Origin of the sequence: Bradyrhizobium hipponense, from assembly GCF_008123965.1 — a bacterium.
In the GTDB taxonomy this organism is placed as follows: domain Bacteria; phylum Pseudomonadota; class Alphaproteobacteria; order Rhizobiales; family Xanthobacteraceae; genus Bradyrhizobium; species Bradyrhizobium hipponense.
Genome location: NZ_VSTH01000121.1, coordinates 18,542 through 45,440, shown reverse-complemented (window position 1 = coordinate 45,440; position 26,899 = coordinate 18,542). Strand labels below are relative to the sequence as shown.

Genomic DNA, 26,899 nt, shown 5'->3' with positions numbered 1-26,899 from the left:
GGCCTTCGCCGGGACGACACCGAGAGTGTGGCGCCCCACTCACGCCATCCGGTGCATCGCGCAGATCTTGTTGCCGTCGAGGTCGCGCAAATACGCAAGATAGAGCTTGACCCCCGGACCCTGGCGAATACCCGGCGGATCCTCACAGGTCTTGCCGCCACTGGCGAGGCCGGCCGCATGCCAAGCGTCGACCTGCTCCGGTGAATTGCAGGCAAAGCCGATGGTGCCGCCGTTCGCCGCCGTCGCCGCTTCGCCGTTGATCGGTTTCGACACCGAGAACACGCCGGTCTTGGTGATGTAGAAGATGCGATGGCCGTCGACCCGGGCCGGCCGCACCTCCAGCGTGGCGAGCAGCTTGTCGTAGAAGGCCTTGGCCTTGTCGAGGTCGTTGGTGCCGATCATGACGTGCGAAAACATTTGTCCGTTCCCTTCTACGCTTACGACACCGGAAACCGTAGGGTGGGCAAAGCGCAGCGTGCCCACCACGACAGTCGAAAATGCTTGCGGTGGGCACGCCGCAAGTGCGGCTTTGCCCACCCTACGCAAATCAAAACGCCGTATAGCCGCCATCGATCACGAACGTATCCGCGGTGTGATAGGATGACGCCCTGCTCATCAGGTACACCGCGATGCCGCCGAAATCGCTGGCTTCGCCGAACCTGCGCACCGGAATCCGCGGCATCACGTTGGCGACGAATTTGTCGTTGGCCATGAGGCCCGCGGTCATATCGCTCTTGATCCAGCCGGGCAGGATCGCGTTGGCGGTGACGCCGTGGCGCGCCAGCTCAACACCGAGTGCGCGCACCAGCGCGTTGATCGCGGCCTTGGTCGCAGCATAGTGCTCGTTGCGCGCAGTGCCGAAGATCGAGGCGAGGCTCGATGTGGCAACCAGACGGCCGAAGGGATCGCCGGCATTGGAACGCTCCGTCATGTGCTTCGCGGCCGCCTGGAACGCATGGAAGACGCCGTCGAGATTGGTCGAGAACATCGTGCGCCATTCCTCCTCGGTGCGCTCGATGAAGGAGCGCCGGCCGCCGCCGCCGATGCCGGCATTGGCAAAGCAGCCGTCGACCCGACCGAAAGCGTCGAGCGTCGCCTTCATCGCCGCATCGACCGAGGCTGGGTCGGTGACGTCGCAGATGCGGGTATCGACCTTGCCGGGCAGCCCGGACAGGCTCGCGGCAGCGGTTCTGTTCTTGTCAGGATTACGTCCCCAGATCGAGACGTTGCAGCCCTGGCCGGCGAGCGCCTGCGCGATGCCGAGCCCGATACCGCCATTGCCGCCGGTGATCACGGCCACGCGGCCGGTGAGGTCGAAGAGATTCATGGCGCGTTTCCTGTTTTCGCTTGAGGCGCATCAGCCGCTGCGCGCAAGATTGCTTGCTATGCTCTTATCACCATGGACAAGAGCGCGCCAAAAATCAAATATGCGTCCGGGCAAAAGTAATTCCGGTCTGCGAAACATCGCAGGCGACAACTGACGAGGAAGCCATGCAGTTCAAACACGTCACGCTCGATTTCGATGGGGCGGTCGCGATCCTCAAGCTCGACCATCAGGAGGTGATGAACGCGGTCTCCGTGGACATGCTGGGCGGTCTTGCCGAAGCACTCGACGCCATCGAGGAGAAGAAGGACGAGGTGCGCTGCGTCGTGCTGACCGGTGTGGGGCGGGCGTTCTGCACCGGCGCGAATCTCCAGGGCCGCAACAACCAGTCGAAGAAGACCAAGGCCGGCCTGACGCTCGAGACCGGGTTTCATCCCTTCCTGCGCCGCATCCGCAATCTGCACTGTCCGATCGTCACCGCTGTCAACGGCCCTGCCGCCGGCGCCGGCATGAGCTTCGCGCTGCTCGGCGACATGATCCTGTGCGCCCGCTCGTCTTACTTTCTGCAGGCCTTCCGCCGCATCGGGCTCGTGCCGGATTGCGGCTCGACCTGGCTCTTGCCGCGCCTCGTCGGTCGGGCGCGCTCGATCGAATTGTCGCTGATGGGCGAGCGGCTGCCGGCCGAGAAGGCGTTGGAATGGGGACTCGTCAACCGCGTCTACGACGACGGCGTGCTGATGGAGGAGGCGATGAAGCTCGCGCGCGATCTCGCCAGCGGTCCGACGGTCGCACTCTCGCTGATCCGCAAGCTCTATTGGGACAGTCCGGAAAATTCCTTCGAGGATCAGCTCAATCTCGAATTCCAGTGCCAGCTGCGCGCCGGCGATACCCAGGACTTTCGTGAAGGCGTCGGCGCGTTCCTGGAGAAGCGTCCGGCGCAGTTCAAGGGCAAATGATCGAGGCGGAGCTTTCCCGCAGCGTCGTGCGCTGGTGCAATGGGGCGACCGGTGCCACCAGGGCGGCAAAGCTGTCCGGCGGCGCCAGCCAGGAAACCTGGCGCTTCGACATCGTGCACCCCGATGGTCCGATCGGAGCGATCCTGCGCCGTGCACCGAAAGGCTATGGCGCGGCGCCGACGCGTGCGGCGGGCCTTGAGGCCGAGGCGCAGCTGATGCAGCTCGCCTACGAGGCCGGCGTGCCGTCGCCGCGCGTCATGCATGTGCTGGTGCCGGAGGACGATCTCGGCACCGGCTTCATTATGCAGCGGATCGAAGGCGAGACCATCGCGCGCAAGATCCTGCGCGACGACGCGTTCGCGGCGGCGCGGCCGCTTCTCGCGCGCCAGATCGGCGGTGTACTGGCCGGTCTGCACCGGCTGCCGCTGTCAAAGCTGCCCGAGCTACGCCACATGACCGCAACGAAGGAGATCTCTGAGTTCGAGCGGGACTATCGCGGCCTGAACTGGCCCAAGCCCGTGTTCGAGCTGGCGCTGCGGTGGCTGCGCGACAATGATCCTGGTCCTTCGGCCGAGGAGACGCTGGTGCACGGCGATTTCCGCAACGGAAATCTCATCATTGGTTCCGACGGCATCCGCGCCGTGCTGGACTGGGAGCTCGCTCATCTCGGCGATCCCATGGAGGATCTCGGCTGGGTCTGTGTCAATTCGTGGCGCTTCGGCGAGATCGACAAGCCCGTCGGCGGCTTTGGCTCGCGCGAGGAGATGTTCGCCGGCTATGAGGCCGCCGGCCGCAAGGTCGATGTTGCGCGGGTAAAATTCTGGGAAGTGATGGGGACGCTGCGCTGGGGCATCATGTGCGGCGGCATGATGCAGCGTTTTCGTGAAGGGCCGGATCATTCGATGGAGCGCGCCATGATCGGCCGCCGCGCCTCCGAGACCGAGATCGATCTGTTGCGGCTGCTTGTGCCGCGCGGGAGCTGAAGCATGCAGGACGAACCGACACCGCCCGAGCTGACCAAATCGGTCGCCGATTTCCTTCGCAACGACATCGCGCCGTTGATCTCCGGCCATCAGGCCTTCAAGCTCCGCGTCGCCATCAATATGCTCGACCTGGTGACGCGGCAATTGACCCTGGAGGAGGGGAGTGACGCTGCGGAGGTGACGCGGCTGCGCGCACTGCTCGGAACGGACGGCTCCGTGACGGAGCTCAACCGCGTCCTCTCCGAACGCATCGCCAAGGGCGAGATCGACCTAGCAACGCCGGGTCTCGCCGAGCACCTCTGGCAAACCACGATGGACAAACTTGCGATCGATCAGCCGAACTACGCCTCGTACAAGCGCGAGCTGTCAAGAGACGGCTAAGCGCAGCCCCATCTTCCGTCATTGCGAGCGTAGCGAAGCAATCCAGAGCCTTTCCGCGGAGGCAGTCTGGATTGCTTCGCTGCGCTCGCAATGACGACGTTGAGGCAGAGGCGCACACTCTCTAGCTGTCATTCCGGGGTGTCGCGTAGCGACGAGCCCGGAATCCATCCATCTTCGGTCTCTGCGGCGCGATGGATTCTCAGATGCGCAACTGCGTATCATAGCTCGCGCCTGTTGGCGCGCCCCGGAATGACGAGGGAAGGAGAGCGCTACTTCCCCACCCATTTCGGCGGACGCTTCTCCGAAAATGCCTTCGGACCCTCGATATAGTCTTGCGACGCCACCATCGCCTTCACCGCCGGATAGTCCCGCTGCTCCTCGATCGCCTGCTCCAGCGAGACGCCAAGCCCCTTCTGGATGGTCTGCTTCGACGCGCGGATCGACATTGGCGAATTCTTGGTGATCATCTCCGCCCAGCGCAGCGCGCCTGACAGCGCCTCGCCCTGCGGCACCACCTCGTTGACGAAGCCGAGCTCATGGCCCTCCTTGGCGCTGACATGGCGGGCGGTCAGGATCATGCCCATGGCGCGCTTCAGGCCGATCTGCCGCGGCAGCCGGTGCAGGCCGCCGGCGAGCGCGGCGAGACCGACGCGCGGCTCGGGCAACGCAAAGGTCGCATTCTCCGAGGCGATGATCAGATCGCAGGCGAGTGCGATCTCGAAACCGCCGCCCATCGCGACGCCGTTGACCGCCGCAATGATCGGCTTGTCGCAGTCAAAGCGCGAGGTGAGGCCCGCAAAGCCGCCCTTGTCCCAGCCACGCTTTCCGCCCGCCGCCTGCCACTTCAGATCGTTGCCGGCGCAGAAGGCTTTATCGCCGGCGCCGGTAACGATCGCGACCCACTGCTCGGGGTCGGCGGAGAAATCGTCGAAGACCCGTTGGAGCTCGAAATGCGCATCCGTGTGCAGCGCATTGTAGACCTCGGGCCGCGACAGTGTGACGATCGTGATCGGCCCCTTGCGTTCTACTTTGGAAAATTTCAGCTCCATGGTCGCTCCCCGCATTTTCTCCTGAAGGAATATTGGTGCCATACTAGCGCGGCGGCACGGTTCAACACCATCGATTTGCGCAACGCGGTTTGCGCGCCTCACACACCTCGGCTTGCTTGACTTGCGCACACGCTTCTCACCTTAATCGCTGCGAAGCCGAGGCGCGCGTAGCGCCTTGACGCAAACCAAAAAATCATCCGGGAGAGAACAGTGGATTTCTCATTGCCTGCCGATCTCGTCGCCTATCTCGGAGAGCTCGACCGTTTTATCGAACGAGAGATCAAGCCGCTGGAGGCGGCCGACGACAACATCCGCTTCTTCGATCACCGCCGCGAATGGGCGCGCACCGATTTCGAGAATGGCGGCCTGCCGCGCCACGAATGGGAAGCGCTGCTGCGCAAGGCAAAGGATCTCGCGGATGCCGCCGGCCATCTGCGCTTTCCTGTCCCAAGGCAATATGGCGGCAAGGACGGTTCCAACCTCTGGATGGCCGTGATCCGCGAGCATTTTGCCGCAAAGGGACTCGGCCTGCACAACGACCTCCAGAACGAGCACTCGATCGTCGGCAACTTCCCGGTCGTCACCATGCTCGACCACTATGGCCGCATCGACCAGAAGGCGATGATCGACGGTTCCATCAAGGGCAAGTACCGCATCACCTTCGGTCTGACCGAGCCGCATCACGGCTCGGACGCGACCCACATGGAGACGCGCGCGGTGCCGGCGACCCGCGATAACGTCAAGGGCTGGATCATCAACGGCGAGAAGATGTGGACCACCGGCATGCACGTCGCCACCCATTGCGCGCTGTTCGCGCGCACCAGCGGCAATGACGGCGATGCCCGCGGCATCACCTGTTTCCTGGTGCCGGCCAAGAGCCATGGCGTGAAGATCGAAGAGTACATGTGGACCTTCAACATGCCGACCGACCATCCCCGCGTTAGTTTTACGGATGTGTTCGTGCCGGAGGATGCGCTGTTCGGCGAGGTCGGTCGCGGCCTGTCGCTGGCGCAATGCTTCGTGCACCAGAATCGCATCCGCCAGGCGGCGAGCTCGCTGGGAGCGGCCGTCTACTGCATCAACGAAAGCGTCAAATATGCGCGCGAGCGAAAGCCGTTCGGCAAGTCGCTTGCCGAGAACCAGGCGATTCAGTTCCCGCTGGTCGAGCTCGCGACGCAAGCCGAGATGCTGCGCCTGTTGATCCGCAAGACCGCCTGGGAGATGGACCAGCTCACCGAGGAGCAGATCGAGCGCACGCTGTCCGACCGCGTCTCGATGTGCAACTACTGGGCAAATCGGCTCTGCTGCGAATCCGCCGACCGCGCCATGCAGGTCCACGGCGGCATGGGCTATTCACGCCACAAGCCGTTCGAGCACATCTACCGCCATCACCGCCGCTATCGCATCACGGAGGGGAGCGAGGAAATCCAGATGCGCAAGGTGGCGGGGTTCCTGTTCGGATATATGGGGCCGGGGAAGCGTTGAGGAGTCGCTGTGCGCTATCTTTTCCCGAGTCGTCCCGGCGAAGGCCGGGACCCATACCCGCAGGGTGGAGTCGTAGCGCCGAGATGCAAACCGCGAGTCTTCGCCAAACCACGCCCTGTGGCTATGGGTCCCGGCCTTCGCCGGGACGACGAGTTGATAGAGCGTGCCCTAATTCACCCGCCGGTCCTTCCCCGCCCAATACGGCTCGCGCAACTGTCGCCGCAAAATCTTGCCTGACGGATTGCGTGGTAGCGCCGGCAGAAACTCCACGCTCTTCGGCGTCTTGAAGCCGGCGATACGCTCGCGGGTGAAGTTGATGATGTCGGTGGCGGTCGCCTGCTTGCCGGGCTTCATCACCACGACGGCCTTCACGGCTTCGCCCCATTTGTCGTCGGGGATGCCGATGACCGCGGCCTCGGCGACGTCCGGGTGATCGCACAGCGCGCTCTCGACTTCGGCGGGATAGATGTTCTCGCCGCCGGATATGATCATATCCTTGATACGATCGTGGATGTAGAGATAGCCGTCCTCGTCGATGTAGCCGGCATCGCCGGTGCGCAGCCAACCGTCGGCGCCCAGCGTCGCGGCGGTTGCGTCCGGCAGGTTCCAGTATCCCGCCATGTTCGAGCCCGAGCGCGTCGCGATCTCCCCGACCTGGCGCGGCGGAAGCGGCTGGCCGTCCGCATCGAGGATCGCGATCTCGACGCCGGGCAGCGCCTTGCCGGCCGAGCGCATCCGCTCCAGCCCCTCGATATGATCCTCCGGCGGCAGCGCGACGATCGTGCCCGTCGTCTCCGTCATGCCGTACATCTGCACGAAGCCGCATTTGAAGACTTCGATGCATTCCTTTAGCAGCGCGGCGGGAATAGGGGAGGCACCGTACAGCATGTACTTCAGCCGCGAGAAATCCACCGTCTTAGCGCGCGGCTGCCGCACCACGAACTGCATCGCCGCCGGCACCATGAACAGCTTTGTGATGCCTGATAGCTCGAAGAAGTCGAGCACCTTGGTCGGATCGAACTCGCGCGCGATCACGCCGCGAGCGCCGTGATAAAGCCCCATCACGCCCCACCCCGAGCCGCCGATGTGGAAGATCGGCATCGCCACCAGCGAGACGTCGTCGGTCGACCACCGGTTCCACTCCGGCTTGTCCTCGGCGTTGCCGGTCTGAACGAGATTGAGGAAGTTCGCGTGGGACAGCATCGCGCCCTTCGGCTTGCCCGTGGTGCCGGAGGTGTAGAGCTGGATCGCGATGTCCTTGGTGTCGATTGGCACCCTCGGATCATCGCCGTTCCGCACATCTCGCCAGGCTGTATAATCCTGCCATTCCGGCGCGCCGCCCTCGGTGGTGATGACGGTGCGCACGTCCGGCAGCTTGTCCATGATCTGATCAACGAGTGCGATGAACTCCGGTCCCACGAACAGCACCGGCGCCTTGCAGTCGCTGACGATGAAGGCGACCTCGGGTCCTGCGAGGCGCCAGTTCACCGGCGCCATCACTGCACCGGCCTTCATCGCGCCCATCAGAAGCTCGAAATAAATGTCGCTGTTCTTGCCGAGATAGGCGATGCGCTCGCCCTTTTTTACGCCTATCGCAATCAGCGCGTTGGCGACGCAGTTGGTCTTGATGTCGAATTCGGCAAAGCTGGTGGCGCGCCCCTCGAACTCAAAGGCAATGGCGTTGCCGCGGCTCTTCGCGCGCTCGCGCACCATGTCGGCGAGATTCGCCAATGGCTGTGTGGACATGTTTCTCCCGTGGCGTCTGTTTTTATGCCGCGGAGTGTGGCGTCATCCGTGGGCAAAGACAATACGGGAGGGCGACGCTCGATCAACATGTCGTCCCGGCGAAGGCCGGGACCCATAACCACAAGACGCAATTTTGCGAAGACCGGCCATGACTAGTCTTCGTCAAGCTACGTTCGGTGTTTATGGGGCCTTCGCCGGGACGACTACGGAGAGAGCTCTACCCCCTTGCAGCCCGATCCTTCTCGTTCTGCGCCTTGATGCTGTCGCGCGCCGTGGCCCAGTCGTCGTCGCTCCAGTCGCGGAGCTGGTAGAAATTGCCGCCCATGGCGAGCGCCTGTGCGCCGTCCATGGCGATGGTCTCGCCGCTGATCCAGTCGCAGCCGCCGGAGATCAGGAACACCGCGAGGTTCTGCAACTCCTCCATGGTGCCGACGCGGCCCATCGGGTTCATCGCCTTGGTGTGTGCGCCGGCTTCGTCGCCGGGTTTGATGCGCTTGCTCATGCCCTCGGTCGGGATTTCGCCCGGTGCGATGGTGTTGAGGCGGATGCCGTATCTGCCCCATTCGGCCGCGAGCGACATGGTCATCGCATGGATCGCCGACTTGCTCATCGCCGACGGCACGACGTAAGGCGAGCCGTTGCGCACCCATGTCGTGGTGATCGAGACGACGTTGCCGGGCTGCTTGGCCGCGATCCAGCGCTTGCCCACCGCATGCGTGACGTAGAACGTGCCGTGCATGACGATGTTGGCGACCGCATCGAAGCCGCGCGGCGACAGCTCTTCGCTGCGCGAGAGGAAATTGCCGGCAGCGTTGTTGATGAGATCGGTTAGGGGTCCCTCGCGAAAGATGTTTTCGACCATCTCGTCGACGGCGAGCGCGTTGCGGATGTCGACGCCGTGGCTGGTGACGCGGCCGCCATACTGATCCATCAGTTCGGTTGCGGTCTCGTCGCAGACGATCTTGCGCCGGCCGCAGATGTGCACTTCGGCGCCGAGCTGAAGGAAGCGCGATGCCATCGACTTGCCGAGCCCGGTGCCGCCGCCGGTCACGAGGATGCGCCGGCCGGCCAGAAGATTTTCCTTGAACATGGGTGTTTCCCCCGTAGGGATTGTCAGTTAATTGGTCGATTGACTAAATCCGGCCGCCGTCTTCCTGTAAAGCGGCACCGAACAAGAACAGGGGAGAATTCATCCATGGAAGTGCGCGTCTCGATCTCGATCTCGGAAGGCGTCGCCGATGTTCGCCTGGTGCGGGCGGACAAGATGAATGCGCTCGATCAGGCCATGTTCGAGGCCCTTGTCGCCGCAACCGACCGGCTTTCGAAGGAAAAAGGCGTGCGCGCCGTCGTGCTGTCCGGCGAGGGCCGTGCCTTCTGCGCCGGTCTCGACATGGGGCGTTTTGCCGCCATGAAGGAAAACGGCGGCAACGGAATTCCGGGTGGCGAAAATCGCGACCTCACCAAGCGCACCCACGGCCAGGCGAACTTTGCGCAGCAGGCGGTCTGGGGCTGGCGTCAGCTTCCGGTGCCTGTCATCGCCGCGATCCAGGGCGTCGCCTTCGGCGGCGGCTTCCAGCTCGCGCTCGGTGCCGACATGCGCTTTCTCACCCCCGATGCGCGGATGTCGGTGATGGAGATCAAGTGGGGCCTCGTCCCCGACATGGCGGGCACGCCGATCCTGGCGAGCCTCGTGCGCGATGACGTCCTGCGCGAACTCACCTACACCGGCCGCATCTTCTCCGCACAGGAGGCGATGGCTTACGGCCTCGCTACCCGCATCTGCGATGATCCGCGCGCAGCGGCGCTCGAAGTCGCGCGCGAGATTGCCGGCAAGAGCCCCGATGCGATCCGCGCGGCGAAACGTCTGCTGAACAATCTCTCAGTCGATCCGGGCCCCGCGCTGCTCGCCGAATCCGTCGAGCAGCAGAAGCTGATCGGGAGCGCAAACCAGACCGAGGCCGTGCGTGCCAATCTAGAGAAGCGCGCGCCGAGGTTTGCGGATTGACGATTTCGCCGTCATGGCCGGGCAAAAGCGCGAAGCGCGTCTTCGCGCTAGATGTCCCGGCCATCCACGTCCTTCGCTCACTGCGATGAAGGAAGAACGTGGATCACCGGGACAAGCCCGGTGATGACGACTAATTGGCACCGTCGCTAAAAGAACCAAGAAAAAACGTCACATGAGCGAAACGTCCGAATTCCGCGGCATCGTCTCCGGCGAACGCCGTCGCACCCATGCCGAGGTCGCCGATCGCGCCGACCGCATTGCTTCCGGTCTCAGCGAGCTCGGCGTCCGCCAGGGCGATTGCGTCTGCATGCTGATGCGCAACGACATCGCCTTCCTGGAGGCCGCCTACGCCGCGATGCGGCTCGGCGCCTATGGCGTGCCGATCAACTGGCACTTCAAGCCGGAGGAGATCAACTACATCCTGGAGGATACCGGCACCTCAGTGCTGATCGGGCACGCTGACATGCTGCACGGCTTGCACGATGCGATCCCGTCGGGCGTTACCGTGCTCAGCGTGCCGACGCCGCCGGAGATACTTTCCAACTACAAGATCGAACCCGATCATCTGGCGACGCCTGAGTTCGCGAGCGATTTCGAGTCCTGGCTTGCGCAGTACCAGCCCTATGACGGCCCGGTCGTGCCTCAGCCCATGAACATGATCTACACCTCCGGCACGACCGGCCACCCCAAGGGCGTGCGCCGCAATGCGCCGACGCCGGAACAGGCGGCGGCCGGCGAGCGCATGCGTGGGATGATCTATGGGCTCAAGCCCGGCGCCCGGGCGATCCTGCCGGGGCCGCTCTATCATTCCGCGCCGAATTCGTTCGGCATTCGTGCCGGCAAGCTCGGCGGCGCACTGGTGCTGATGCCGCGCTTTGAGGCTGAAGAGTTTTTGGGGCTGATCGAGCGCTTTGAGATCGACACCATCTTCATGGTGCCGACCATGTTCATCCGCCTGATGAAGCTGCCGGAGCAGGTACGCAAGAAATACGACGTCTCCTCGCTGCGCCACATCATCCATGCCGCGGCGCCCTGTCCGGCCGACGTCAAGCGCGCCATGATCGAATGGTGGGGACCGGTGATCTACGAATTCTACGGCTCGACCGAATCCAGCGCCGTCACCTTCGCGACCTCGGAGGATGCGCTGAAGAAGCCAGGCACAGTGGGCAAGATATCGCCTGGCGCCGAGTTGCGCTTCCTTGGCGAGGACGGTCGCGTGCTGCCGGTGGGCGAGATCGGCGAGATCTATTCGCGCGTGCCCGGGATGGCCGATTTCACCTACCACAACAAGCCGGAGAAGCGCGCCGAGATCGACCGCGATGGCTTCATCACCTCGGGCGACGTCGGCTATATCGACGAAGACGGCTACGTCTTCATCTGCGACCGCAAGCGCGACATGGTGATTTCGGGCGGCGTCAACATCTATCCGGCCGAAATCGAATCCGTTTTGCATGCCGTTCCCGGTGTGCATGATTGCGCGGTGTTCGGCATCCCTGACGCCGAATTCGGCGAGGCGTTGATGGCGGTGGTGGAACCGCAAGAGGGCATCGCGCTTGATGCTGGCGACATCCGTGCCCGGCTGAAAACCTCGCTCGCCGACTACAAGGTGCCAAAACACATCGAGATCCGTACAGGGCTGCCGCGCGAAGACTCCGGCAAGATATTCAAGCGCCGCCTGCGCGATCCTTTTTGGGAGCAGGCTGGACGTAAGATCTGACGATGCCGTAGCCCGAGGGAGATTTCTCGCAGGTCGTGTTATACAACCGGCATCATTGACTCTCGGATCATCCCATGGCTCCGGTTTCCATCCTGCTCAACCTGCTCTGGATTCTCATCGGCGGCGCCTGGATGGCGTTCGGCTGGCTGGTCGCTTCCGTTATCATGGCCATCACCATCGTCGGCCTGCCTTGGGCCCGGGCGGCGTTCAACATCGCGGTCTATACGCTCCTGCCATTCGGCTCAAAGGCGGTGCGGCGCGACGAGGTCACCGGGATGAGCGATATCGGCACCGGCCCACTCGGGGTGCTCGGCAATATCGTCTGGTTCGTGCTTGCCGGCTGGTGGCTGGCGCTCGGCCATCTCGTGACCGCTGTGGTCCTCGCGATCACCATCATCGGCATTCCCTTCGCCTGGGCCCATCTCAAGCTCGCGGGCATCGCGCTCTGGCCGATCGGCAAGGTGATCGTGCCGGCGTAGCTCTCGCGAGAAGCGCGAGCTGAAATTCGCCCCAAGTGTGCGCCGCCCCCAAGTTCATCTTGCGCTGCGACAAAAAACTTGCACACTCGTCCGGGCCAGGCAGCGGAGCTCGCCATGTCCCTCCAGACCGTAATATCCGACGCCGACCATCGCCCAAACCGCCCTGAAGACGCCCAGGCACTGGAGGCGGATGCGCGGCTGCGCGACGACATCCGCCTGCTCGGACGCATCCTCGGCGACACGGTGCGCGACCAGGAGGGGCCCGAATTGTTCGACCTGGTCGAGCGCATCCGCCAGACCTCGATCCGGTTCCACCGCGACGAGGACCGGCTCGCCCGCCACGAGCTCGAGCAGATCCTCGACGGCATGTCGATCTCCGAGACGCTGCGGATCGTCCGCGCTTTCAGCTATTTCTCTCATCTTGCCAACATCGCCGAGGACCAGAACAACATCCGCCAGATGCGCGCCAGCAAGGGGGGCGGTTCCGGCGTGCTGGCCGAAACGCTCGCCCATGCCAGGGGGGCGGGCATCAGTGCCGACCAGCTGCGCAGCTTCTTCAAGACCGCGCTGGTCAGCCCGGTGCTGACGGCACACCCGACCGAAGTCCGCCGCAAGAGCACCATGGACCGCGAGATGGAGATCGCAGCCCTGCTCGACCGCTGTGAGCGAGTCGCGCTGACTGAAGACGAAGCTGCGGCCAGCGACGAGCAACTTCGCCGCGAGGTGCTGACGCTGTGGCAGACCAATCTGCTGCGCCGGACCAAGCTCACCGTCCTCGATGAGGTCGCCAACGGCCTGTCGTTCTACGATTACACTTTCCTCCGCGAGGTGCCGCGGCTGATCAATACGCTGGAGGACCGGCTGGAGGAGGGCGGCGAGCAGACGGCAGGCGAGCTCGCCTCGTTCCTGCGGATGGGAAGCTGGATCGGCGGCGACCGCGACGGCAATCCCTTCGTCACCGCCGACGTCATGCGCGGCACGCTGCGGCTCCAGTCCAGCCGAGTGATGCAGTTCTATCTGAACGAGCTGCACGTGCTCGGCGCCGAACTGTCGATCGCGGCGCATCTTGCCGACGTGTCCGGGGAGCTGCGCACGCTGGCGGAGCGTTCGCCCGACACCTCGCCGCACCGGAGCGGCGAACCGTACCGCCTCGCGGTGTCAGGCATCTATGCGCGCCTTGCGGCGACGGCCGAAAAACTCCAGGTCGAAATCACCCGCCGCCCGGTCGGCAAGGGCGCGCCTTACGAGAGCGTCAAGGAGCTTCAGGGCGATCTCGATGTGCTGCATCGCTCGCTGATCTCCAACAATGCCCGCGTCATCGCCCGCGGCCGGCTGCGGCTGCTGCGCCGCGCGGTGGATTGCTTCGGCTTCCATCTGGCCCGGCTCGACATCCGCCAGAACTCGGCGGTGCACGAACGGACCATCGCCGAGCTAATGGACGCGGCGAACCCCGGCACGTCCTACCTCGCGCTCGGCGAAGACGCCCGCATCGCGCTGCTCAGCAATGAACTGCGCAGCACGCGCTCGCTGGTCTCGCCGTTCGTCAAGTACAGCGACGAGACCATGGGCGAGCTCAACGTGTTCCATGCTGCCGCGGAGGCGCATGCGAAGTTCGGCTCGGACGCCATCCAGCAATGTATCATCTCGATGTGCAAGAGCATGTCTGATATGCTCGAGGTCGCCGTGCTGCTCAAGGAGGTCGGCCTCGTCCATCCGTCCGGCCGCAGCGCCATCAACATCGTGCCGCTGTTCGAGACCATCGAGGACTTGCAGGCCTCGAGCGGCATCATGGACCGCATGCTCTCGCTGCACGATTACCGCCGCCTCGTCGACAGCCGCGGCAGCGTGCAGGAGGTCATGCTCGGCTATTCCGACAGCAACAAGGATGGCGGCTTCGTCACCTCGGGCTGGGAGCTCTACAAGGCCGAGATCGGGCTCGTCGACGTGTTCGAGCGGCATGGCGTGCGCCTGCGCCTGTTTCACGGCCGCGGCGGCTCGGTCGGCCGCGGCGGCGGTCCGAGCTACGACGCCATCATCGCGCAGCCCGGCGGCGCTGTGAACGGCCAGATCCGTATCACCGAGCAGGGCGAGATCATCTCGTCGAAATATTCCAATGCGGAAGTAGGCCGCAACAATCTGGAGATCCTTGCGGCGGCGACGCTGGAGGCAAGCTTGTTGCATCCGCGCCAGAGCGCGCCGCGGCGCGAATACCTGACCGCGATGGACGAATTGTCGAACCTCGCCTTTAGGGCTTATCGCGGTCTTGTCTACGAGACCGACGGTTTCGTCGATTACTTCTGGGAATCCACCGTCATCAACGAGATCGCGACACTCAACATCGGCAGCCGCCCGGCCTCGCGCAAGAAGACCCGCGCGATCGAGGATCTGCGTGCGATCCCGTGGGTGTTCTCTTGGGCGCAATGCCGCCTGATGCTGCCGGGCTGGTACGGCTTTGGCAGCGCGGTCGAGCAATGGATCGCCGAGCATCCCGACCAGGGCATGCCGTTCCTCAAAGAGCTCTACAAGGAATGGCCGTTCTTCCGCATGCTGTTGTCGAACATGGACATGGTGCTGGCGAAAAGCTCGATCGCGATCGCCTCGCGCTATGCCGAGCTCGTGCCGGATGAGGCCCTGCGCGAAAAAATCTTCGGCCGCATCCGCCGCGAATGGCATTCCTGCATCGAGGCGTTGCTCGAGATCATGGACCAGGACCGTCTGCTTCAGGGCAATCCGCTGCTGGAACGCTCGGTGCGCCATCGCTTCCCGTATCTCGATCCGCTCAACCACGTTCAGGTCGAGCTGTTGAAGGAGCATCGCGCGCAAAATCCGGACGAGCAGGTGCTGCGCGGGATTCAGCTCACGATCAACGGCATCTCGGCGGGGCTGCGGAATACGGGGTAGGGGGCGAGCAGCGAACAGAGGGCGTGCCGCAACTGTTCGCTACCCCAACCCGCTACTCGCTATGGCTTCATCGCGCCCTGCACACTGGTATACACAGCATAGAGCGAGGTCGAGCCGCAAATATAAAGCCTGTTTCGCTGCTGACCGCCGAAGCTCAGATTCGCCACTGTTTCCGGAATATGAATCTTGCCGAGCAAATCGCCCGATGGCGTATAACAGCGCACGCCGTCTTCGTTCGGATCGCCCCAGCCCACCGAACACCAGACCCGTCCTTCGGTGTCACAGCGGACGCCGTCGGTGATGCTTGGCTTTGGCATTTCGGCGAAGACCTTGCTGTTCGACACCTTCCCCGCTGCCACGTCGAGGTCAAACACGCGGATATGCGATGGGTTGTCCGGTCCGTCGGTGAACCCGGTCTCGCAGATGTAGAGCTTCTTCTCGTCGGGCGAGATGGTGATCCCATTGGGCTCTACAAAATCGTCGATGACGACCTTGACATCTCCGGACTTCGGATCGACCCGGTAGACGTTCTTCTTCGCCTGCTCTGGCTCGGCCTTGATCCCTTCATAGAAGCCGCCGATGCCGTAGGCGGGGTCGGTGAACCAGATCGCGCCATCGGCAGTAACGACCGCATCGTTCGGCGAGTTGAGTCGCTTGCCATTGAATTTGTCGGCAATGATGGTGATCGAGCCGTCGAGTTCGGTCCGTGTCACGCGCCGACCGCTATGCTCGCATGTGATCAAGCGTCCTTCGCGATCGATCGTGTTGCCGTTCGAGTTCATCGAGGGCTGACGGTAGACGCTGACGTGACCGTCGTCCTCCGAGAAACGCATGATGCGGTTGTTGGGAATATCGCTGAACAGCAGGTATCGCCCGGCCGCGAAATACACCGGACCCTCGGCCCATCGGAAGCCGGTTGCAACACGCTCGACCGCCATGGTGCCGGCAAAGGCCGGGAAGTCCGCGGGCCCGAACGTTGGCGGCCCCTTCTTGGCGGATTCCAGATGGGAGTCTGGGTAGCGGCTGCCGGGTAGCGGCCCCAAGGGCAATGGCGCCGTCGACCTCGTCGGAGCGCCGGTCTGGCCGAACGGCGTGACGGAGGCCGCCAGGGCTGCGTTCATGGTGACACCCGTCGCGGCTACCGCAGCCGCCGCGCCTTTCAGGAGAGTGCGGCGCGCGAGGCAAGGCTCACTGGTATCGGTAGAAATGGTCAGTGGTTTTGTCATAGTCACCTCCCTTTTTTGTTGGAAGGAAACCATTCGCCCCCAATCGGGCGTAATGCGGGCGATCTCCGGCCGGACAACCGGTGATCGCGACGCAACATTAGCTGGGATCCGGCTAGACGGGATCCCAAGGGAAGATGTCGGCTGAGCGGTCGAGCTTGTAGAACGAGCCCTTCAGCGCCGGCATGCCGTGTTCCGCGATTGACTGCGGCGTCCAGCCTTCGCTCCGATGCACCGAGCGCAGCGGCCTGTTCTGGCTGAACAGGAAGAGTTCGTTCATGCGCGCGCCGAAGATCTGCCCGGTGACGTCCTTGGCGGCATCGGAAAGCAGATAGGCGCAAACCGGCGCGATCTTCTCCGGTCCCATCTGCTTGATCTTCTCGACGCGCGCCTTCTCGGCTTCGGTCTCGGTCGGGATGGTGCCGATCATGCGGGTCCAGGCGAACGGCGAGACGCAGTTGGAGCGGACGTTGAAGCGGCCCATGTCGAGCGCGATCGATTTCGACAGACCGACGATGCCGAGCTTGGCGGCGGCGTAATTGGCCTGGCCGAAATTGCCGATCAGGCCGGAGGTCGAGGTGAAGTGCACGAACGAGCCGGACTCCTGCTCGCGAAAAATCCGCGCCGCGGCGTGCGAGACGTAGAACGAGCCCATCAAATGCACCTTGATGACGGCCTCGAAGGCTTCCACGCTCATCTTGTGGAAGATCATGTCGCGCAAAATGCCGGCATTGTTGACGACGCCGTCGAGCCGGCCGAAATGATCGGTCGCGGTCTTGACGATCTTGCTCGCGGGGATCGCTTCCGCCACAGATTCGAAATTGGCAACGGCGGTGCCGCCGCGCTTCTTGATCTCCTCGACCACCTCCTCGGCGGGCGTGGCGCTCGTGCCGGCGCCGTCGGCGGCGACGCCCGGATCGTTGACGACGACCTTGGCGCCTTCCGCCGCGCAAAGCAGCGCGATCTCCCGCCCGATGCCGCGGCCTGCGCCGGTGACGATGATGACCTTGTCTTGCAGTGATTTCGTCATGTGGGTTCTCCGCTGTCGATCCGGTGTTTCTTACCTCGCCCCGCTTGCGGGGAGAGGTCGGATCGCATCGCAGATGCGATCCGGGTGAGGGGGACTCTCAGCGAGTCCGAGTGCATAGAAGCGGTCACCCCAACCCTCTCAGCGCGAGCGAAGCTCGTCGCAGCCCCGTAAGAACGGGGAGAGGGAGAGGCAAGCAGCGCTACCTCTCGTTCGTAAACACGATCGTGCCTGATGCCGCGAACATGCCGCCGACGCCGTGGCACACCGAAATCTTCGCATTCGGCAGCTGCGCCGGCGCAATGCCGCGCATCTGGCGTACGCTCTCCTGAAGCGCGTACATGCCATACATGCCCGAGTGCATATAGGACAAGCCGCCGCCATTGGTGTTGAGCGGCAGCTTACCTCCAGGCCGTGTGTTGCCGTCGGCGATGAACTTGCCGGTTTCCTCATGCGGCATGAAGCCGAGGTCGCCGAGGCCGAACAGCGGCAGATGCGCAAACGCGTCGTAGATCATGAGATGGTCGACATCCCCATGCGTGATGCCGGCTTCCTTGAACGCGAGCGGCCCCGCGGTCTTGAAGGCGCGCGAGGAGTTGAACGTCTCCATCTGGCTCACCATCGGTGTCTCCACACTCTCGCCAGTGCCCATGATGTAGACGGGCTTCCGCGGAAAATCCCTGGCGCGGTCGGCTGAGGTCAGGATCAGTGCGCCGCCGCCGTCGGTGACCAGACAGCATTGCAGCAGCCGGAACGGATAGGCGATCATGCGCGAGTTGAGAACGTCGGCGACCGTGATCGGGTCCTTCATCATCGCCCGCGGATTCTTTGCCGCCCATTCCCGCTGCACCACCGCCACCGAGGCGAGCTGCTCATGGGTGATGCCGTAGGTCTTCATGAAGCGCAGCACGGGAATCGGGAACATGCTGGGCGGGCCGTAAACGCCGAATGGCGCCTCGAATTGGCCTTGCAGGCTGTCGACGGGGATCGAACGCGGCGCCTTGCCGATCATCGACTTGCCGCTCTCGGCATGGGTGATCAGCACGGTCTTGCAGAGGCCGGCCTCGATCGCCGCGGCGGCATGGCGGACGTGCAGCATGAACGAGCAGCCGCCGACCGAGGTACCGTCCACCCACGTCGGCTTGATGCCAAGATAATGGCAGACCTGCTGCGGCGTCTCGACCGCGGTGGCGAAGCCGTCGATGTCGGACAGCTTCAGCCCGGCATCGGCGATGGCATTGAGCGCCGCGTCCGCGTGAAGCTGAAGCTGCGAGGCGTTTGGGATGACACCGAGCTCGGTGGTCTCGGCGGCGCCGACGACGGCAACCTGGTTGCTGCGCATGGTCTATCCCTTCGCCGGACGGAAGACGGGGAGAGTGATCGCGTCGTCGAGCTTCTCGAAGGCGACCTCGAGCTTCATGTCGAGTTCGAGCGCTTCCGGCGTCTGCGGGCAGTCGATGATGTTGCTCATCATCCGCGGCCCCTCGGCAAGCTCGACCACGGCGATCGCGTAAGGCGGCGTGAATCCGGGCGCGGCGGGACGATGGTTGATCACGTAGCTGTAGAGGAAACCCTTGCCGCTCGCCTTGAAGGCAGAGACCTTGCGCGAGGCGCACGACGGGCAGAACGGGCGCGGCGGGAAGTAGACATGCGCGCAGGCATCGCAGCGTTGCAGGCGCAGTTCGCCCGCCTTGGTGCCGTCCCAGAAGTGCTGGGTCTCCGGCGTCGGTTTCGGTCGCGCGCGCTGCGGTTCGGCCATGTCGGCAAGTCCTCCCAAGGTTCAGGCTGTGAGGCCCGCCCGTTGCGATCTTGATGCGACAATTGACTATGGCGCGTCAACGGTCCAGCAACGCACATGCATGCCATCATGCGCACAATGCTTGTGTCGAACTGAGGCGGCGCTATAGATTGCGCGCGAAATATTCCGTGAGACAGACATGCCCGATTTTCCGACACTGGCGAAGCTCGCCGAAGACCTCGAGAGCGGCCGCACGACCTCCCGCAAGTTGGTCGAGGCGTGCCTCGCCAAGATCGCCGATCCGGCGGGCGAGGGCCAGCGCACCTTCCTCCGTGTCGACAAGGATGCGGCGCTTGCCGCTGCGGATGCTATGGATGGCCTGCGCAAGGTGAAGGCAGCGCCGTCGCGTTATGCCGGTATCCCGATCTCGATCAAGGACCTCTTCGACATCAAGGGGCAGGTCACGCGCGCCGGCTCCCGCGCGCTCGACGATTCCCCGCCGGCCGAACATGACGCCGCGACAGTTGCGCGGCTGCGCCAGGCCGGTTTTGTCCTGATCGGGCGGACCAACATGACCGAGTTCGCCTATTCCGGCATCGGCATCAACCCGCATTACGGCACACCGAAAGGTGCCTGGAACCGGGCCGCGGGACATGTGCCGGGCGGCTCGTCCTCGGGCGCGGCGGTGTCCGTGCTCGACGGCATGGCGCATGGCGCGCTCGGCACCGACACCGGCGGCTCCTGCCGGATTCCGGCGGCCTTCAACGGCATCGTCGGCTACAAGCCGACGCAACGGCGCGTGCCCCTCGACGGCTCAGTGCCGCTGTCGTTTTCGCTCGACAGCATCGGACCGCTGGCGCGATCGGTCAGTTGCTGTGCCATACTCGATGCAGTGCTGGCGAACGAGCCGATCGTCCCGCTGAGGCCGCGACCGGTCCAGGGCATGCGGCTCGCGGTGCCGACCACGATCGCGCTCGACAATCTCGACGCTGAAGTGGCCGAGACGTTCGAGCGCGCGCTGAAGTCGCTGTCCGGTCATGGGGCCATCATCGAGCGCATCGAGATGGCCGAGTTCCACGACATCGGGCCGATGAACGCCAAGGGCGGCTTTGCCGCGTCCGAAAGCTACGCCTGGCATCGCTATCTCCTCACCGCAAAGGGCGACGTCTACGACCCCAGAGTCTCCGTGCGCATCATGCGCGGCGAGGCGCAGAGCGCGGCCGACTACATCGACCTCCTCAACGAGCGCCGCTCGCTGATCGCGCGCGTCAATGCACGCATCGCGTCGTACGACGCGCTGGTGCTGCCGACCACCGCCAACACGCCGCCGAAGATCGCCGACCTTGCCGACGACAAGGCGTTCACCACCGAGAACCTGCGGGCCTTGCGCAATTGCACCCTGATCAACATGATCGATGGTTGCGCCATCTCTCTCCCAGCACATCGCGAGGGCGACGTTCCCGTTGGCCTGATGCTGGCGGGTAGCGGTGGATCGGATCGCCGTATTTTCGAACTTGCTGCCGGCATGGAGGCCGTAATTCGTGTTTGACCTGACTTTCACCGTCGACGCCCAAGACACCACAACGCCGCTGACGCTGGCGATCGACCAGGCCGTCATCGCCGGTTGGACCGGCCGCGATCCCGTCGCGCGCGACAAGCATATCGCGGAGCTGGAGGCCGTCGGCATCGCCCGGCCGGCCTCGACGCCGATCTACTACCGCGTCTCGGCGCGGCGGCTGACCATGGAAGACAGCATCGAATGCTGCGGCGGCGATTCCTCGGGCGAGGTCGAGTTCGTGCTGATCGGCTGGCAGGGCCGTATCTTCGTTGGCTGCGGCTCCGACCACACCGACCGCAAGGTCGAGGCCTACAACGTCACGGTGTCCAAGCAGATGTGCGACAAGCCGATCGCGCCGGTGCTGTGGGAGCTCGAGGACGTGATCGGTCATTGGGATAAGATGACCTTGCGTTCCTACGCCTGGATCAACGGCGAGCGCGTGCTCTACCAGGAGGGCACGCTGGACGCGATGCTGCCGGTTGACGACCTCATCGCGCGCGGCTTTGGCGGTGAGAAGCTGCCCGACGGCTGCGCCATGTTCGGCGGCACTTTCGCCGCAAAGGGCGGCATCCGCCCCGCCGACCGCTTCGAGTTCGAGCTGAAGGATCCCGTGCTGAAGCGGACGATTCGGCACGCCTACGACGTGGTGACGCTGCCGGTGCGGGGCTGACGTCTCTCCACCGTCATTGCGAGCGAAGCTCCCTCCGCCGTCATTGCGAGGAGCCCTTGCGACGAAGCAATCCAGACTCGTTTCGCGGAGGGACTCTGGATTGCTTCGCTTCGCTCGCAATGACGGGGAAGCAGTCGGAAATCGGGTGGCAGCAGAGGGGGCGTATTGCGAAGGTCGTAGTCATGACAGCAACAGCACGCAAATTATCCCATAAACCATCCGTCGACCTTGCCGCCCGCGTCGATGCCCTCGACTGGCCTCAAATCACCAGCGAACTCGATTCCCACGGCTGCGCAGTCCTGAAGGGCCTGCTCACGCCCGACCAATGCCGCGCCGTCGCTGCGCTCTACCCGGACGACCCGCACTTCCGCAGCCGCATCGTCATGAGCCGCCACGGCTTCGGTCGCGGCGAGTACAAATACTTCTCCTATCCGCTCCCAGATCTGATCGCGCAGTTGCGGCCGGCGCTTTATGCCCACCTGCAAGGCGTCGCCAATCGCTGGAACGAGTCGATGGGAATCGACATCCGCTATCCTGCCGCGCATGCGGCGTTCCTGAAGCGCTGCCACGAGGCGGGTCAGGACCGGCCGACGCCGCTGCTGCTGCAATATGAGGCCGGCGACTACAATTGCCTGCACCAGGACCTCTATGGCGAGCACGTGTTCCCGCTCCAGGTCGCGATCCTGCTGTCGGAGCCGGGACGCGACTTCACCGGCGGCGAGTTTGTGCTGACCGAGCAGCGCCCGCGCATGCAATCCCGCGCCGAGGTCGTGCCGCTCACGCAAGGCGATGCGGTGGCTTTCGCTGTGCATCAGCGCCCGGTGCAGGGGACACGTGGCACCTACCGCGTTAACCTGCGCCATGGCGTCAGCCGTCTCAGGTCCGGCCAGCGCCACACGCTGGGTGTGATCTTTCATGACGCCAAGTAAACCATGCGACAAGTAAACCATGCTGAGTGAGGCCGAGGATTGACGGCGGATTTGTTCGACAGTCTTGCCGAGGCGCAGCCGTCGCGCGAGGAGATCGCTGACGGCGCCGCGTTGTTGCGCGGATTTGCCAAGCCGATCGAGCAGGAGTTGATCGCGGCCGTGCATGCGATCGCTGCGCAGTCGCCGTTTCGGCGGATGACCACGCCGGGCGGTTATCAGATGTCGGTGGCGATGACGAATTGCGGTGAGCGCGGCTGGATCACCGATCACACCGGCTATCGCTACGATCCGATCGATCCGCGATCCGGCACGCCATGGCCCGCGATGCCACCCGTGTTCCGCAATCTCGCCCTGCGTGCGGCGGAGCAGGGCGGCTTCACAGGCTTTGCGCCCGATGCGTGTCTCGTCAATCGCTACGAACCCGGCACGCGGCTGTCACTGCACCAGGACAAGGACGAGCTGGATATGTCCGCACCGATCGTCTCGGTCTCGCTCGGGCTGCCCGCGACCTTCCTGTTCGGCGGCATGGCGCGCAGCGACAAGCCGCGCCGCTTTCGGCTGGTCCATGGCGACGTCGTGGTCTGGGGCGGGCCGAGCCGGCTCGCCTATCACGGCGTGGCGCCCCTCGCCGAGGGCGAGCACGCGCTGCTCGGGCGGCAACGGATCAATCTGACGTTCCGTCGGACCCGCTGACGCATTTCCTCCGGGCCACCTCTCGTCTAGGCTTGCCGCTCGGGGGGAGGCGGCGACATGACCAAGGCACAATTGTCAGCGGCGGCCGGCGCGAGCGCCAAGCGCGCCGGGGTGTATCTGGCGGTGCTGCAACTGGTGTTCACGCTGGGCTGGACGACTTATGCCATCTATTTGCCGAGACTTGCCGCCGAAGTCGGTCTCGCGCCGACGACCGTCATTCTCATCCTGATGCTCGATCAGGCGATCTTCACCATCGCTGATACCGCGATGGGCGTAGCTGCCGACAAGATTGCGCCCCGCGTCGGCAGGCTTGGTCTGTTCGTAGGCCTGATGGCGGCAGTCTCCTGCGCTGCTTTCGTGGCGCTTCCCTTCGTGGCCGGCGCTGGCGCTGCCGCACAGGCCGCGTTCATCGGACTGATCGTGGTCTGGTCGATCACCTCCTCGGCCTTGCGCGCGCCGCCGCTGACCCTGCTCGGCAGGTACCGCGCAAAGCCTCAGGTGCCGTTGCTCGCGGCCCTGGCGATGCTGGGTTATGGGATCGCGGGCGCGATTTCGCCCTATCTCGGCGTGGTCCTGCGCGAGCACGACGCGCGGCTGCCCTTTGTGATCTCCAGTGCCGTTTTGCTCCTCACGGCTCTCGCGCTGTCGCGGATCGAGTACGACGTTGCGCGCAACACCTCGCCACCGGCGCCGGCAGAAGCCGCCAAGCCGCTCGGTCTCGTCCCGATCGCTTTCATCGTTGCGATGGTGGCGCTCGCGCTCGGCTACCAGCTCCATTTCGCCATGAACAGCGCGCCGTTCTACCTCCGCTTCGCCAAGCCCGACCAATTGCAATGGCTGATGCCGGTGTTCTGGATCGGCTTCAACATCGCGATGTTTCCGGCGAGCCTGGTCGTCAAGCACCGCGGTGGCCTGATCGTGATGGGCGCGGCCGGGTTGTTCGGCGCGCTGGCGATCGTAACCGCCGAGCTCGCCGGCAGCCTCAGCGTTCTGACGGCGGCGCAATTCCTGGCGGGCGTCGCCTGGGGCTGCATGCTGATGAGCGCGGTCTCCGCCGCGCTCGCGATCGGCGCGACGGGCGCGGAAGGCAAGGTGACGGGCCTGGTATTCTCGGCCCTCGCGCTCGGCACGTTTGCGCGGATGGCGGCGGTTGCCGGCGGCTTGCAGAAGATGCCGGACTACGCGCCGCTGCTGCAGTGGGCGCCGGTCGCCTGCTGGTCGGTCGCAGGCGCCGGCCTGCTCGTGATCGCTGCCGCGCGGCTTCAGGGTGGCCTGATCGAAAAAACTAACTCCTCATCCTGAGGAGCGCGCCCTTCTCGCACGTCTCGAAGGAGAGGCCGAGATGCGGTGCCCGAGCCCTCATGTTTCGAGACGGCGCTCCGCGCCTCCTCACCATGAGGATCAAGGCTTCGGCGGGTGAATGAACGCCCACGGGCTCACTTCGGAGTCCCGCGGCACCTCGACCGAGATCAGGTACGGCCCGCCATGGGCCAGCGCCTTCTCCATCGCCGCCTTGAACTGATCCGGCGAAGTCACGCGCGCCGCGGCAACGCCAAAGGAGTCCGCAAGCTTGACGAAATCCGGGTTGACCAGGTCGGACGCCACCACGCGGCCGTCGAAGCGCTCGCGCTGGTCGCGGCGGACATTGCCGTAGGCGTTGTTGTTGAACACCAGCGTCACCACGGCGATGTTGAACTGTACGGCGGTGGCGAGCTCCTGCACGCCGAACATGAAGCCGCCGTCGCCGGTGATCGCTACCACCGCCTTGTCCGGATTGGCGACCTTGGCGCCGAGCGCTGTCGGGAAGCCCGAGCCGAGCGTGCCCTGATAGCCAGAGGTGATGAAGGTGCGCGGCTGGTAGATCGGAAAGCCGTACCAGGAGGCGAAGCCGACCTGGGACAATTCATCGGTCACGATCGCGTTCGCCGGCAGCACCTCGCGCAGGATGTTCAGATAAGCCATCTGCGGCTGGATGCGCTGGATCTCGACTTGCGCGCTCGCGGTAGCCTCGCGGATCTCCGCGCGGCGACCGCTGCTCTTTGCAAAGCCGACCTTCTTCACGGCTGTGACGAGATCGGCCGTGCCGGCCTTCGCGTCGGCGACAACAGCGGCATCGGAGGCGACCCGGCGCATCTCGGCCGGATCGATATCGATACGAATGGATTTCAGCCCGTTCGGCTGATACGGCCAGCGGAAGCCCGATGCCGGCAGTTCCGCGCGGGTGCCGATTGCGATCATCAAATCGGTCTTCGCCCACAGCTTGTAGGCGGCCGCCATGGTCAGCCCGAGCTCATGGGCGTTGGAGACGATGCCGCGGCCGCTGCGGAAGGCGACGACGGGCGCATCGATCATCTCGGCAAGTTCGAGGATCTCCTCGCGCGCCTCGATGGCGCCGCTGCCGACGAAGATCATCGGCGCCTTGCTGTTCCTGATGAGCGCGGCTGCCTGCTTGATCATATCAGGGTCGGGCAGGGGTGCCGGCAGCGGCTCCAGCACCCTTGCGGCCGCCGTGTCCGCGCGCTGCGTGAAGACGTCCCAGGGCATCTCGACCGAGGCGGGGCCGCGCCGTCCGGACGTCATCTCCTGGAACGCGCGCGCGACGACCGTCGGCGCGTTGCCGGGATATTCGATCCGGTCCGCCCATTTGACATAGGTGCGCAACGTTGCGAGCTGGTCCGGCATCTCGTGCAGATGGCCGCGGCCCCTGCCCAGAAACTGAGTCGGCACCTGTCCGGTGACGCACAGGACCGGCTCGTTGCAGCCGTACGCAGTCAGCAGCGCCGCGCTGGCGTTGAGCACGCCGGGGCCGGGCACCACGCTGAACACGCCGGGCCTGCCGCTGGAGCGCGCATAGCCGAACGCCATGTAGCCGCAGGCCTGCTCGTGCCGGGCGCCGATCACCTTGAGCTGGGCCTGATGGAAGGCGTCGAACAGGCCGTAGACCTGTGCGCCGGGCAGGCCGAACACGGTGTCGACGCCATGGGCGACAAGGCCGCTTACGATCGCTTCGCCGCCGGTGAGGGTGGTCATCGCTTAATTCCATTCGTTCGCTGATCAGGCTTCGTCGACGACGCCGTTGCGCAAAGCTCCGATGCCCTCGGCTTCGACCTCGACGACGTCGCCCGGTTTCAGATAGCGCGGCGGATCGAACCGCGCGCCGGCGCCGGTCGGCGTGCCCGTGACGATGATGTCGCCGGGCACCAGCGTCGCGAAGGTCGAGATATAGTTGATGAGGTAGCGGAACGGGAACATCAGCCGGCTGGTTCGGTCGTCCTGGCGCAGCTCGCCGTTGACGCGTGTGGTCAGGCGGATGTCGGCGATCTGCGATTCCTGCATGTACGGCACGAGCCACGGTCCGAGGCTGCCGCTCGAGTCGAAGTTCTTGCCTTGCGTGACGTTGAACTTGGCGTGGCGCAGCCAGTCGCGCACCGAGCCTTCGTTGCAGAGCGTGAGCGCCGCGAGGTGATCGAGCGCCGCGCTTTCGGCGATGTGCCGGCCGGCCTTGCCGATCACCAGCACGATCTCGCCCTCATAGTCGAGCTGCGCCGAGGCGCGCGGGCGCACCAGCGCCGTGTCATGGCCGACGAAGGACCGTGGGCTCCGCATGAACATGCTCGGATATTTCGGCGCCTCCTGGCCGTCTTTGTACTCGGCGTTGCGGTCGGGATAGTTGACACCTATGCAGATGATCTTTTCCGGCGCGGGTATCGGCGGCAGCCAGGTGATGTCACTGAGCGCATGATCCGGCGCGCGGCCAGCGGCTTCTTGCGCGAGGCTCGCGAGCTTGCCGGCGGCGATGACCTCGCGCAGCGTCGGATAATCCTTGGCGTGGCGCGCGGAGAGATCAACGATGCCGCCGTCCACGACGGCGCCATAGCGGGTTGCACCGTTGACGGAATAGGTGGCGAGGCGAGGGAGGCTCATGGGCAGCTCACTATTTCTCGTCGTCCCGGCGAAGGCCGGGACCCATACCGCGTGATCTACCGGTCGTGCGCAATGACAATCCCGAACGACCAACCTTCGTCAAACTTCTCC

At 64.5% G+C, this 26,899-nt stretch carries 25 protein-coding genes; 14 read left to right on the top strand and 11 right to left on the bottom strand.

Going from position 1 to position 26,899, the window contains the following annotated elements; translation table 11 throughout:
* Window positions 1-39: 39 nt before the first annotated feature.
* Together FXV83_RS30805 and FXV83_RS30800 are read right to left on the bottom strand one after the other, a co-directional pair.
* Entirely contained in the window at window positions 40-417 is a 378-nt protein-coding gene (locus FXV83_RS30805; RefSeq protein WP_187436280.1) for a VOC family protein, read from the bottom strand.
* A gap of 130 nt (window positions 418-547) precedes the next feature.
* The gene (locus FXV83_RS30800; RefSeq protein ID WP_148743346.1) at window positions 548-1,327 is read right to left on the bottom strand and encodes an SDR family NAD(P)-dependent oxidoreductase; all 780 of its coding nucleotides are present in this window, start codon (window positions 1,325-1,327) and stop codon (window positions 548-550) included.
* On the opposite strand from FXV83_RS30800, the gene FXV83_RS43160 reads away from it, so the two are divergent.
* The 4 genes from FXV83_RS43160 to FXV83_RS30785 are packed head-to-tail and all read left to right on the top strand — an operon-like array spanning window position 1,326 to window position 3,644.
* Window positions 1,326-1,481 carry a hypothetical protein gene (locus tag FXV83_RS43160; protein ID WP_187436279.1) on the top strand — a complete coding sequence of 52 codons (156 nt, stop codon included), beginning with the start codon at window positions 1,326-1,328 and terminating at the stop codon, window positions 1,479-1,481. The genes FXV83_RS30800 and FXV83_RS43160 overlap by 2 nt on opposite strands.
* Before the next feature lie 10 nt (window positions 1,482-1,491).
* On the top strand, window positions 1,492-2,280 hold the full coding sequence (locus FXV83_RS30795; protein ID WP_148743345.1) for an enoyl-CoA hydratase/isomerase: 789 nt from the start codon (window positions 1,492-1,494) through the stop codon (window positions 2,278-2,280).
* A complete protein-coding gene (locus tag FXV83_RS30790) occupies window positions 2,277-3,263 on the top strand; it encodes a phosphotransferase family protein (protein WP_148743344.1) in 987 nt (328 codons plus the stop codon). The genes FXV83_RS30795 and FXV83_RS30790 overlap by 4 nt, the downstream gene beginning before the upstream one ends.
* Window positions 3,264-3,266: 3 nt before the next feature.
* Complete coding sequence (locus FXV83_RS30785) at window positions 3,267-3,644, top strand: DUF6285 domain-containing protein (protein ID WP_148743343.1); 378 nt, start codon at window positions 3,267-3,269, stop codon at window positions 3,642-3,644.
* A gap of 269 nt (window positions 3,645-3,913) precedes the next feature.
* Here FXV83_RS30785 and FXV83_RS30780 read toward each other — a convergent pair whose 3' ends face one another.
* Window positions 3,914-4,693 (bottom strand): enoyl-CoA hydratase-related protein, encoded by a 780-nt coding sequence (locus FXV83_RS30780; RefSeq protein WP_148743342.1) that lies wholly within the window; start codon window positions 4,691-4,693, stop codon window positions 3,914-3,916.
* A gap of 210 nt (window positions 4,694-4,903) precedes the next feature.
* Between FXV83_RS30780 and FXV83_RS30775 the strand changes: the two genes are divergently transcribed.
* Window positions 4,904-6,178 (top strand): acyl-CoA dehydrogenase family protein, encoded by a 1,275-nt coding sequence (locus FXV83_RS30775; protein ID WP_148743341.1) that lies wholly within the window; start codon window positions 4,904-4,906, stop codon window positions 6,176-6,178.
* Window positions 6,179-6,346: 168 nt separating this feature from the next.
* Here the strand turns inward: FXV83_RS30775 and FXV83_RS30770 are convergent, their stop codons facing one another.
* The gene (locus FXV83_RS30770; RefSeq protein WP_148743340.1) at window positions 6,347-7,924 is read right to left on the bottom strand and encodes a fatty acid--CoA ligase; all 1,578 of its coding nucleotides are present in this window, start codon (window positions 7,922-7,924) and stop codon (window positions 6,347-6,349) included.
* Window positions 7,925-8,141: 217 nt separating this feature from the next.
* Window positions 8,142-9,014 (bottom strand): SDR family oxidoreductase, encoded by an 873-nt coding sequence (locus FXV83_RS30765; RefSeq protein WP_148743339.1) that lies wholly within the window; start codon window positions 9,012-9,014, stop codon window positions 8,142-8,144.
* Between the two features lie 105 nt (window positions 9,015-9,119).
* Here FXV83_RS30765 and FXV83_RS30760 point away from each other — a divergent pair, with 105 nt between their 5' ends.
* The 4 genes from FXV83_RS30760 to ppc all read left to right on the top strand — a co-directional run bounded on the left by FXV83_RS30760 (window position 9,120) and on the right by ppc (window position 15,026).
* Window positions 9,120-9,929 (top strand): crotonase/enoyl-CoA hydratase family protein, encoded by an 810-nt coding sequence (locus FXV83_RS30760; protein ID WP_148743338.1) that lies wholly within the window; start codon window positions 9,120-9,122, stop codon window positions 9,927-9,929.
* A 172-nt stretch (window positions 9,930-10,101) separates the two neighbouring features.
* Complete coding sequence (locus FXV83_RS30755) at window positions 10,102-11,646, top strand: acyl-CoA synthetase (RefSeq protein ID WP_148743337.1); 1,545 nt, start codon at window positions 10,102-10,104, stop codon at window positions 11,644-11,646.
* Window positions 11,647-11,720: 74 nt separating this feature from the next.
* Window positions 11,721-12,125 carry a YccF domain-containing protein gene (locus FXV83_RS30750; RefSeq protein ID WP_148743336.1) on the top strand — a complete coding sequence of 135 codons (405 nt, stop codon included), beginning with the start codon at window positions 11,721-11,723 and terminating at the stop codon, window positions 12,123-12,125.
* A gap of 114 nt (window positions 12,126-12,239) precedes the next feature.
* Window positions 12,240-15,026: a phosphoenolpyruvate carboxylase gene (gene ppc, locus FXV83_RS30745; protein ID WP_148743335.1), complete on the top strand. Its 2,787-nt coding sequence runs from the start codon at window positions 12,240-12,242 to the stop codon at window positions 15,024-15,026.
* A 59-nt stretch (window positions 15,027-15,085) separates the two neighbouring features.
* Here ppc and FXV83_RS30740 read toward each other — a convergent pair whose 3' ends face one another.
* The 4 genes from FXV83_RS30740 to FXV83_RS30725 form a co-directional block, all read right to left on the bottom strand.
* Window positions 15,086-16,252 carry an SMP-30/gluconolactonase/LRE family protein gene (locus tag FXV83_RS30740; protein ID WP_148743348.1) on the bottom strand — a complete coding sequence of 389 codons (1,167 nt, stop codon included), beginning with the start codon at window positions 16,250-16,252 and terminating at the stop codon, window positions 15,086-15,088.
* A gap of 112 nt (window positions 16,253-16,364) precedes the next feature.
* A complete protein-coding gene (locus FXV83_RS30735) occupies window positions 16,365-17,279 on the bottom strand; it encodes an SDR family oxidoreductase (protein ID WP_148743334.1) in 915 nt (304 codons plus the stop codon).
* A gap of 199 nt (window positions 17,280-17,478) precedes the next feature.
* Window positions 17,479-18,618, bottom strand: coding sequence for a thiolase C-terminal domain-containing protein (locus FXV83_RS30730; RefSeq protein ID WP_148743333.1), 1,140 nt, complete (start codon window positions 18,616-18,618; stop codon window positions 17,479-17,481).
* Window positions 18,619-18,621: 3 nt separating this feature from the next.
* Window positions 18,622-19,035, bottom strand: a complete 414-nt coding sequence (locus FXV83_RS30725) for a Zn-ribbon domain-containing OB-fold protein (protein ID WP_148743332.1) — start codon at window positions 19,033-19,035, stop codon at window positions 18,622-18,624.
* 178 nt (window positions 19,036-19,213) lie between these two features.
* Between FXV83_RS30725 and FXV83_RS30720 the strand changes: the two genes are divergently transcribed.
* The 5 genes from FXV83_RS30720 to FXV83_RS30700 all read left to right on the top strand — a co-directional run bounded on the left by FXV83_RS30720 (window position 19,214) and on the right by FXV83_RS30700 (window position 24,166).
* A complete protein-coding gene (locus tag FXV83_RS30720) occupies window positions 19,214-20,563 on the top strand; it encodes an amidase (protein ID WP_148743331.1) in 1,350 nt (449 codons plus the stop codon).
* Window positions 20,556-21,242, top strand: coding sequence for a DUF2848 domain-containing protein (locus tag FXV83_RS30715; protein ID WP_148743330.1), 687 nt, complete (start codon window positions 20,556-20,558; stop codon window positions 21,240-21,242). The genes FXV83_RS30720 and FXV83_RS30715 overlap by 8 nt, the downstream gene beginning before the upstream one ends.
* Before the next feature lie 182 nt (window positions 21,243-21,424).
* The gene (locus FXV83_RS30710; RefSeq protein WP_148743329.1) at window positions 21,425-22,171 is read left to right on the top strand and encodes a 2OG-Fe(II) oxygenase; all 747 of its coding nucleotides are present in this window, start codon (window positions 21,425-21,427) and stop codon (window positions 22,169-22,171) included.
* 39 nt (window positions 22,172-22,210) lie between these two features.
* Window positions 22,211-22,864: a DNA oxidative demethylase AlkB gene (gene alkB / locus FXV83_RS30705; RefSeq protein ID WP_148743328.1), complete on the top strand. Its 654-nt coding sequence runs from the start codon at window positions 22,211-22,213 to the stop codon at window positions 22,862-22,864.
* Window positions 22,865-22,921: 57 nt separating this feature from the next.
* Window positions 22,922-24,166, top strand: coding sequence for an MFS transporter (locus tag FXV83_RS30700; protein WP_148743327.1), 1,245 nt, complete (start codon window positions 22,922-22,924; stop codon window positions 24,164-24,166).
* Window positions 24,167-24,265: 99 nt separating this feature from the next.
* Here the strand turns inward: FXV83_RS30700 and FXV83_RS30695 are convergent, their stop codons facing one another.
* The gene (locus FXV83_RS30695; protein WP_148743326.1) at window positions 24,266-25,894 is read right to left on the bottom strand and encodes a thiamine pyrophosphate-dependent enzyme; all 1,629 of its coding nucleotides are present in this window, start codon (window positions 25,892-25,894) and stop codon (window positions 24,266-24,268) included.
* A 24-nt stretch (window positions 25,895-25,918) separates the two neighbouring features.
* Window positions 25,919-26,788, bottom strand: a complete 870-nt coding sequence (locus FXV83_RS30690; RefSeq protein ID WP_148743325.1) for a fumarylacetoacetate hydrolase family protein — start codon at window positions 26,786-26,788, stop codon at window positions 25,919-25,921.
* Window positions 26,789-26,899: the final 111 nt, after the last annotated feature.

What these genes read in the sequence shown, in the direction of transcription:
- FXV83_RS30740 (WP_148743348.1), bottom strand. Translation starts at nt 16,252, where the DNA reads ATGACAAAACCACTGACCATTTCTACCGATACCAGTGAGCCTTGCCTC.
- FXV83_RS30730 (WP_148743333.1), bottom strand. Translation starts at nt 18,618, where the DNA reads ATGCGCAGCAACCAGGTTGCCGTCGTCGGCGCCGCCGAGACCACCGAG.
- FXV83_RS30800 (WP_148743346.1), bottom strand. Translation starts at nt 1,327, where the DNA reads ATGAATCTCTTCGACCTCACCGGCCGCGTGGCCGTGATCACCGGCGGC.
- FXV83_RS30690 (WP_148743325.1), bottom strand. Translation starts at nt 26,788, where the DNA reads ATGAGCCTCCCTCGCCTCGCCACCTATTCCGTCAACGGTGCAACCCGC.
- FXV83_RS30710 (WP_148743329.1), top strand. Translation starts at nt 21,425, where the DNA reads ATGACAGCAACAGCACGCAAATTATCCCATAAACCATCCGTCGACCTT.
- FXV83_RS30720 (WP_148743331.1), top strand. Translation starts at nt 19,214, where the DNA reads ATGCCCGATTTTCCGACACTGGCGAAGCTCGCCGAAGACCTCGAGAGC.
- FXV83_RS30750 (WP_148743336.1), top strand. Translation starts at nt 11,721, where the DNA reads ATGGCTCCGGTTTCCATCCTGCTCAACCTGCTCTGGATTCTCATCGGC.
- FXV83_RS30770 (WP_148743340.1), bottom strand. Translation starts at nt 7,924, where the DNA reads ATGTCCACACAGCCATTGGCGAATCTCGCCGACATGGTGCGCGAGCGC.
- FXV83_RS30725 (WP_148743332.1), bottom strand. Translation starts at nt 19,035, where the DNA reads ATGGCCGAACCGCAGCGCGCGCGACCGAAACCGACGCCGGAGACCCAG.
- FXV83_RS30700 (WP_148743327.1), top strand. Translation starts at nt 22,922, where the DNA reads ATGACCAAGGCACAATTGTCAGCGGCGGCCGGCGCGAGCGCCAAGCGC.
- FXV83_RS43160 (WP_187436279.1), top strand. Translation starts at nt 1,326, where the DNA reads ATGGCGCGTTTCCTGTTTTCGCTTGAGGCGCATCAGCCGCTGCGCGCA.
- FXV83_RS30795 (WP_148743345.1), top strand. Translation starts at nt 1,492, where the DNA reads ATGCAGTTCAAACACGTCACGCTCGATTTCGATGGGGCGGTCGCGATC.
- FXV83_RS30780 (WP_148743342.1), bottom strand. Translation starts at nt 4,693, where the DNA reads ATGGAGCTGAAATTTTCCAAAGTAGAACGCAAGGGGCCGATCACGATC.
- FXV83_RS30765 (WP_148743339.1), bottom strand. Translation starts at nt 9,014, where the DNA reads ATGTTCAAGGAAAATCTTCTGGCCGGCCGGCGCATCCTCGTGACCGGC.
- FXV83_RS30695 (WP_148743326.1), bottom strand. Translation starts at nt 25,894, where the DNA reads ATGACCACCCTCACCGGCGGCGAAGCGATCGTAAGCGGCCTTGTCGCC.
- FXV83_RS30735 (WP_148743334.1), bottom strand. Translation starts at nt 17,279, where the DNA reads ATGACGAAATCACTGCAAGACAAGGTCATCATCGTCACCGGCGCAGGC.
- FXV83_RS30755 (WP_148743337.1), top strand. Translation starts at nt 10,102, where the DNA reads ATGAGCGAAACGTCCGAATTCCGCGGCATCGTCTCCGGCGAACGCCGT.
- ppc (WP_148743335.1), top strand. Translation starts at nt 12,240, where the DNA reads ATGTCCCTCCAGACCGTAATATCCGACGCCGACCATCGCCCAAACCGC.
- FXV83_RS30805 (WP_187436280.1), bottom strand. Translation starts at nt 417, where the DNA reads ATGTTTTCGCACGTCATGATCGGCACCAACGACCTCGACAAGGCCAAG.
- FXV83_RS30790 (WP_148743344.1), top strand. Translation starts at nt 2,277, where the DNA reads ATGATCGAGGCGGAGCTTTCCCGCAGCGTCGTGCGCTGGTGCAATGGG.
- FXV83_RS30785 (WP_148743343.1), top strand. Translation starts at nt 3,267, where the DNA reads ATGCAGGACGAACCGACACCGCCCGAGCTGACCAAATCGGTCGCCGAT.
- FXV83_RS30760 (WP_148743338.1), top strand. Translation starts at nt 9,120, where the DNA reads ATGGAAGTGCGCGTCTCGATCTCGATCTCGGAAGGCGTCGCCGATGTT.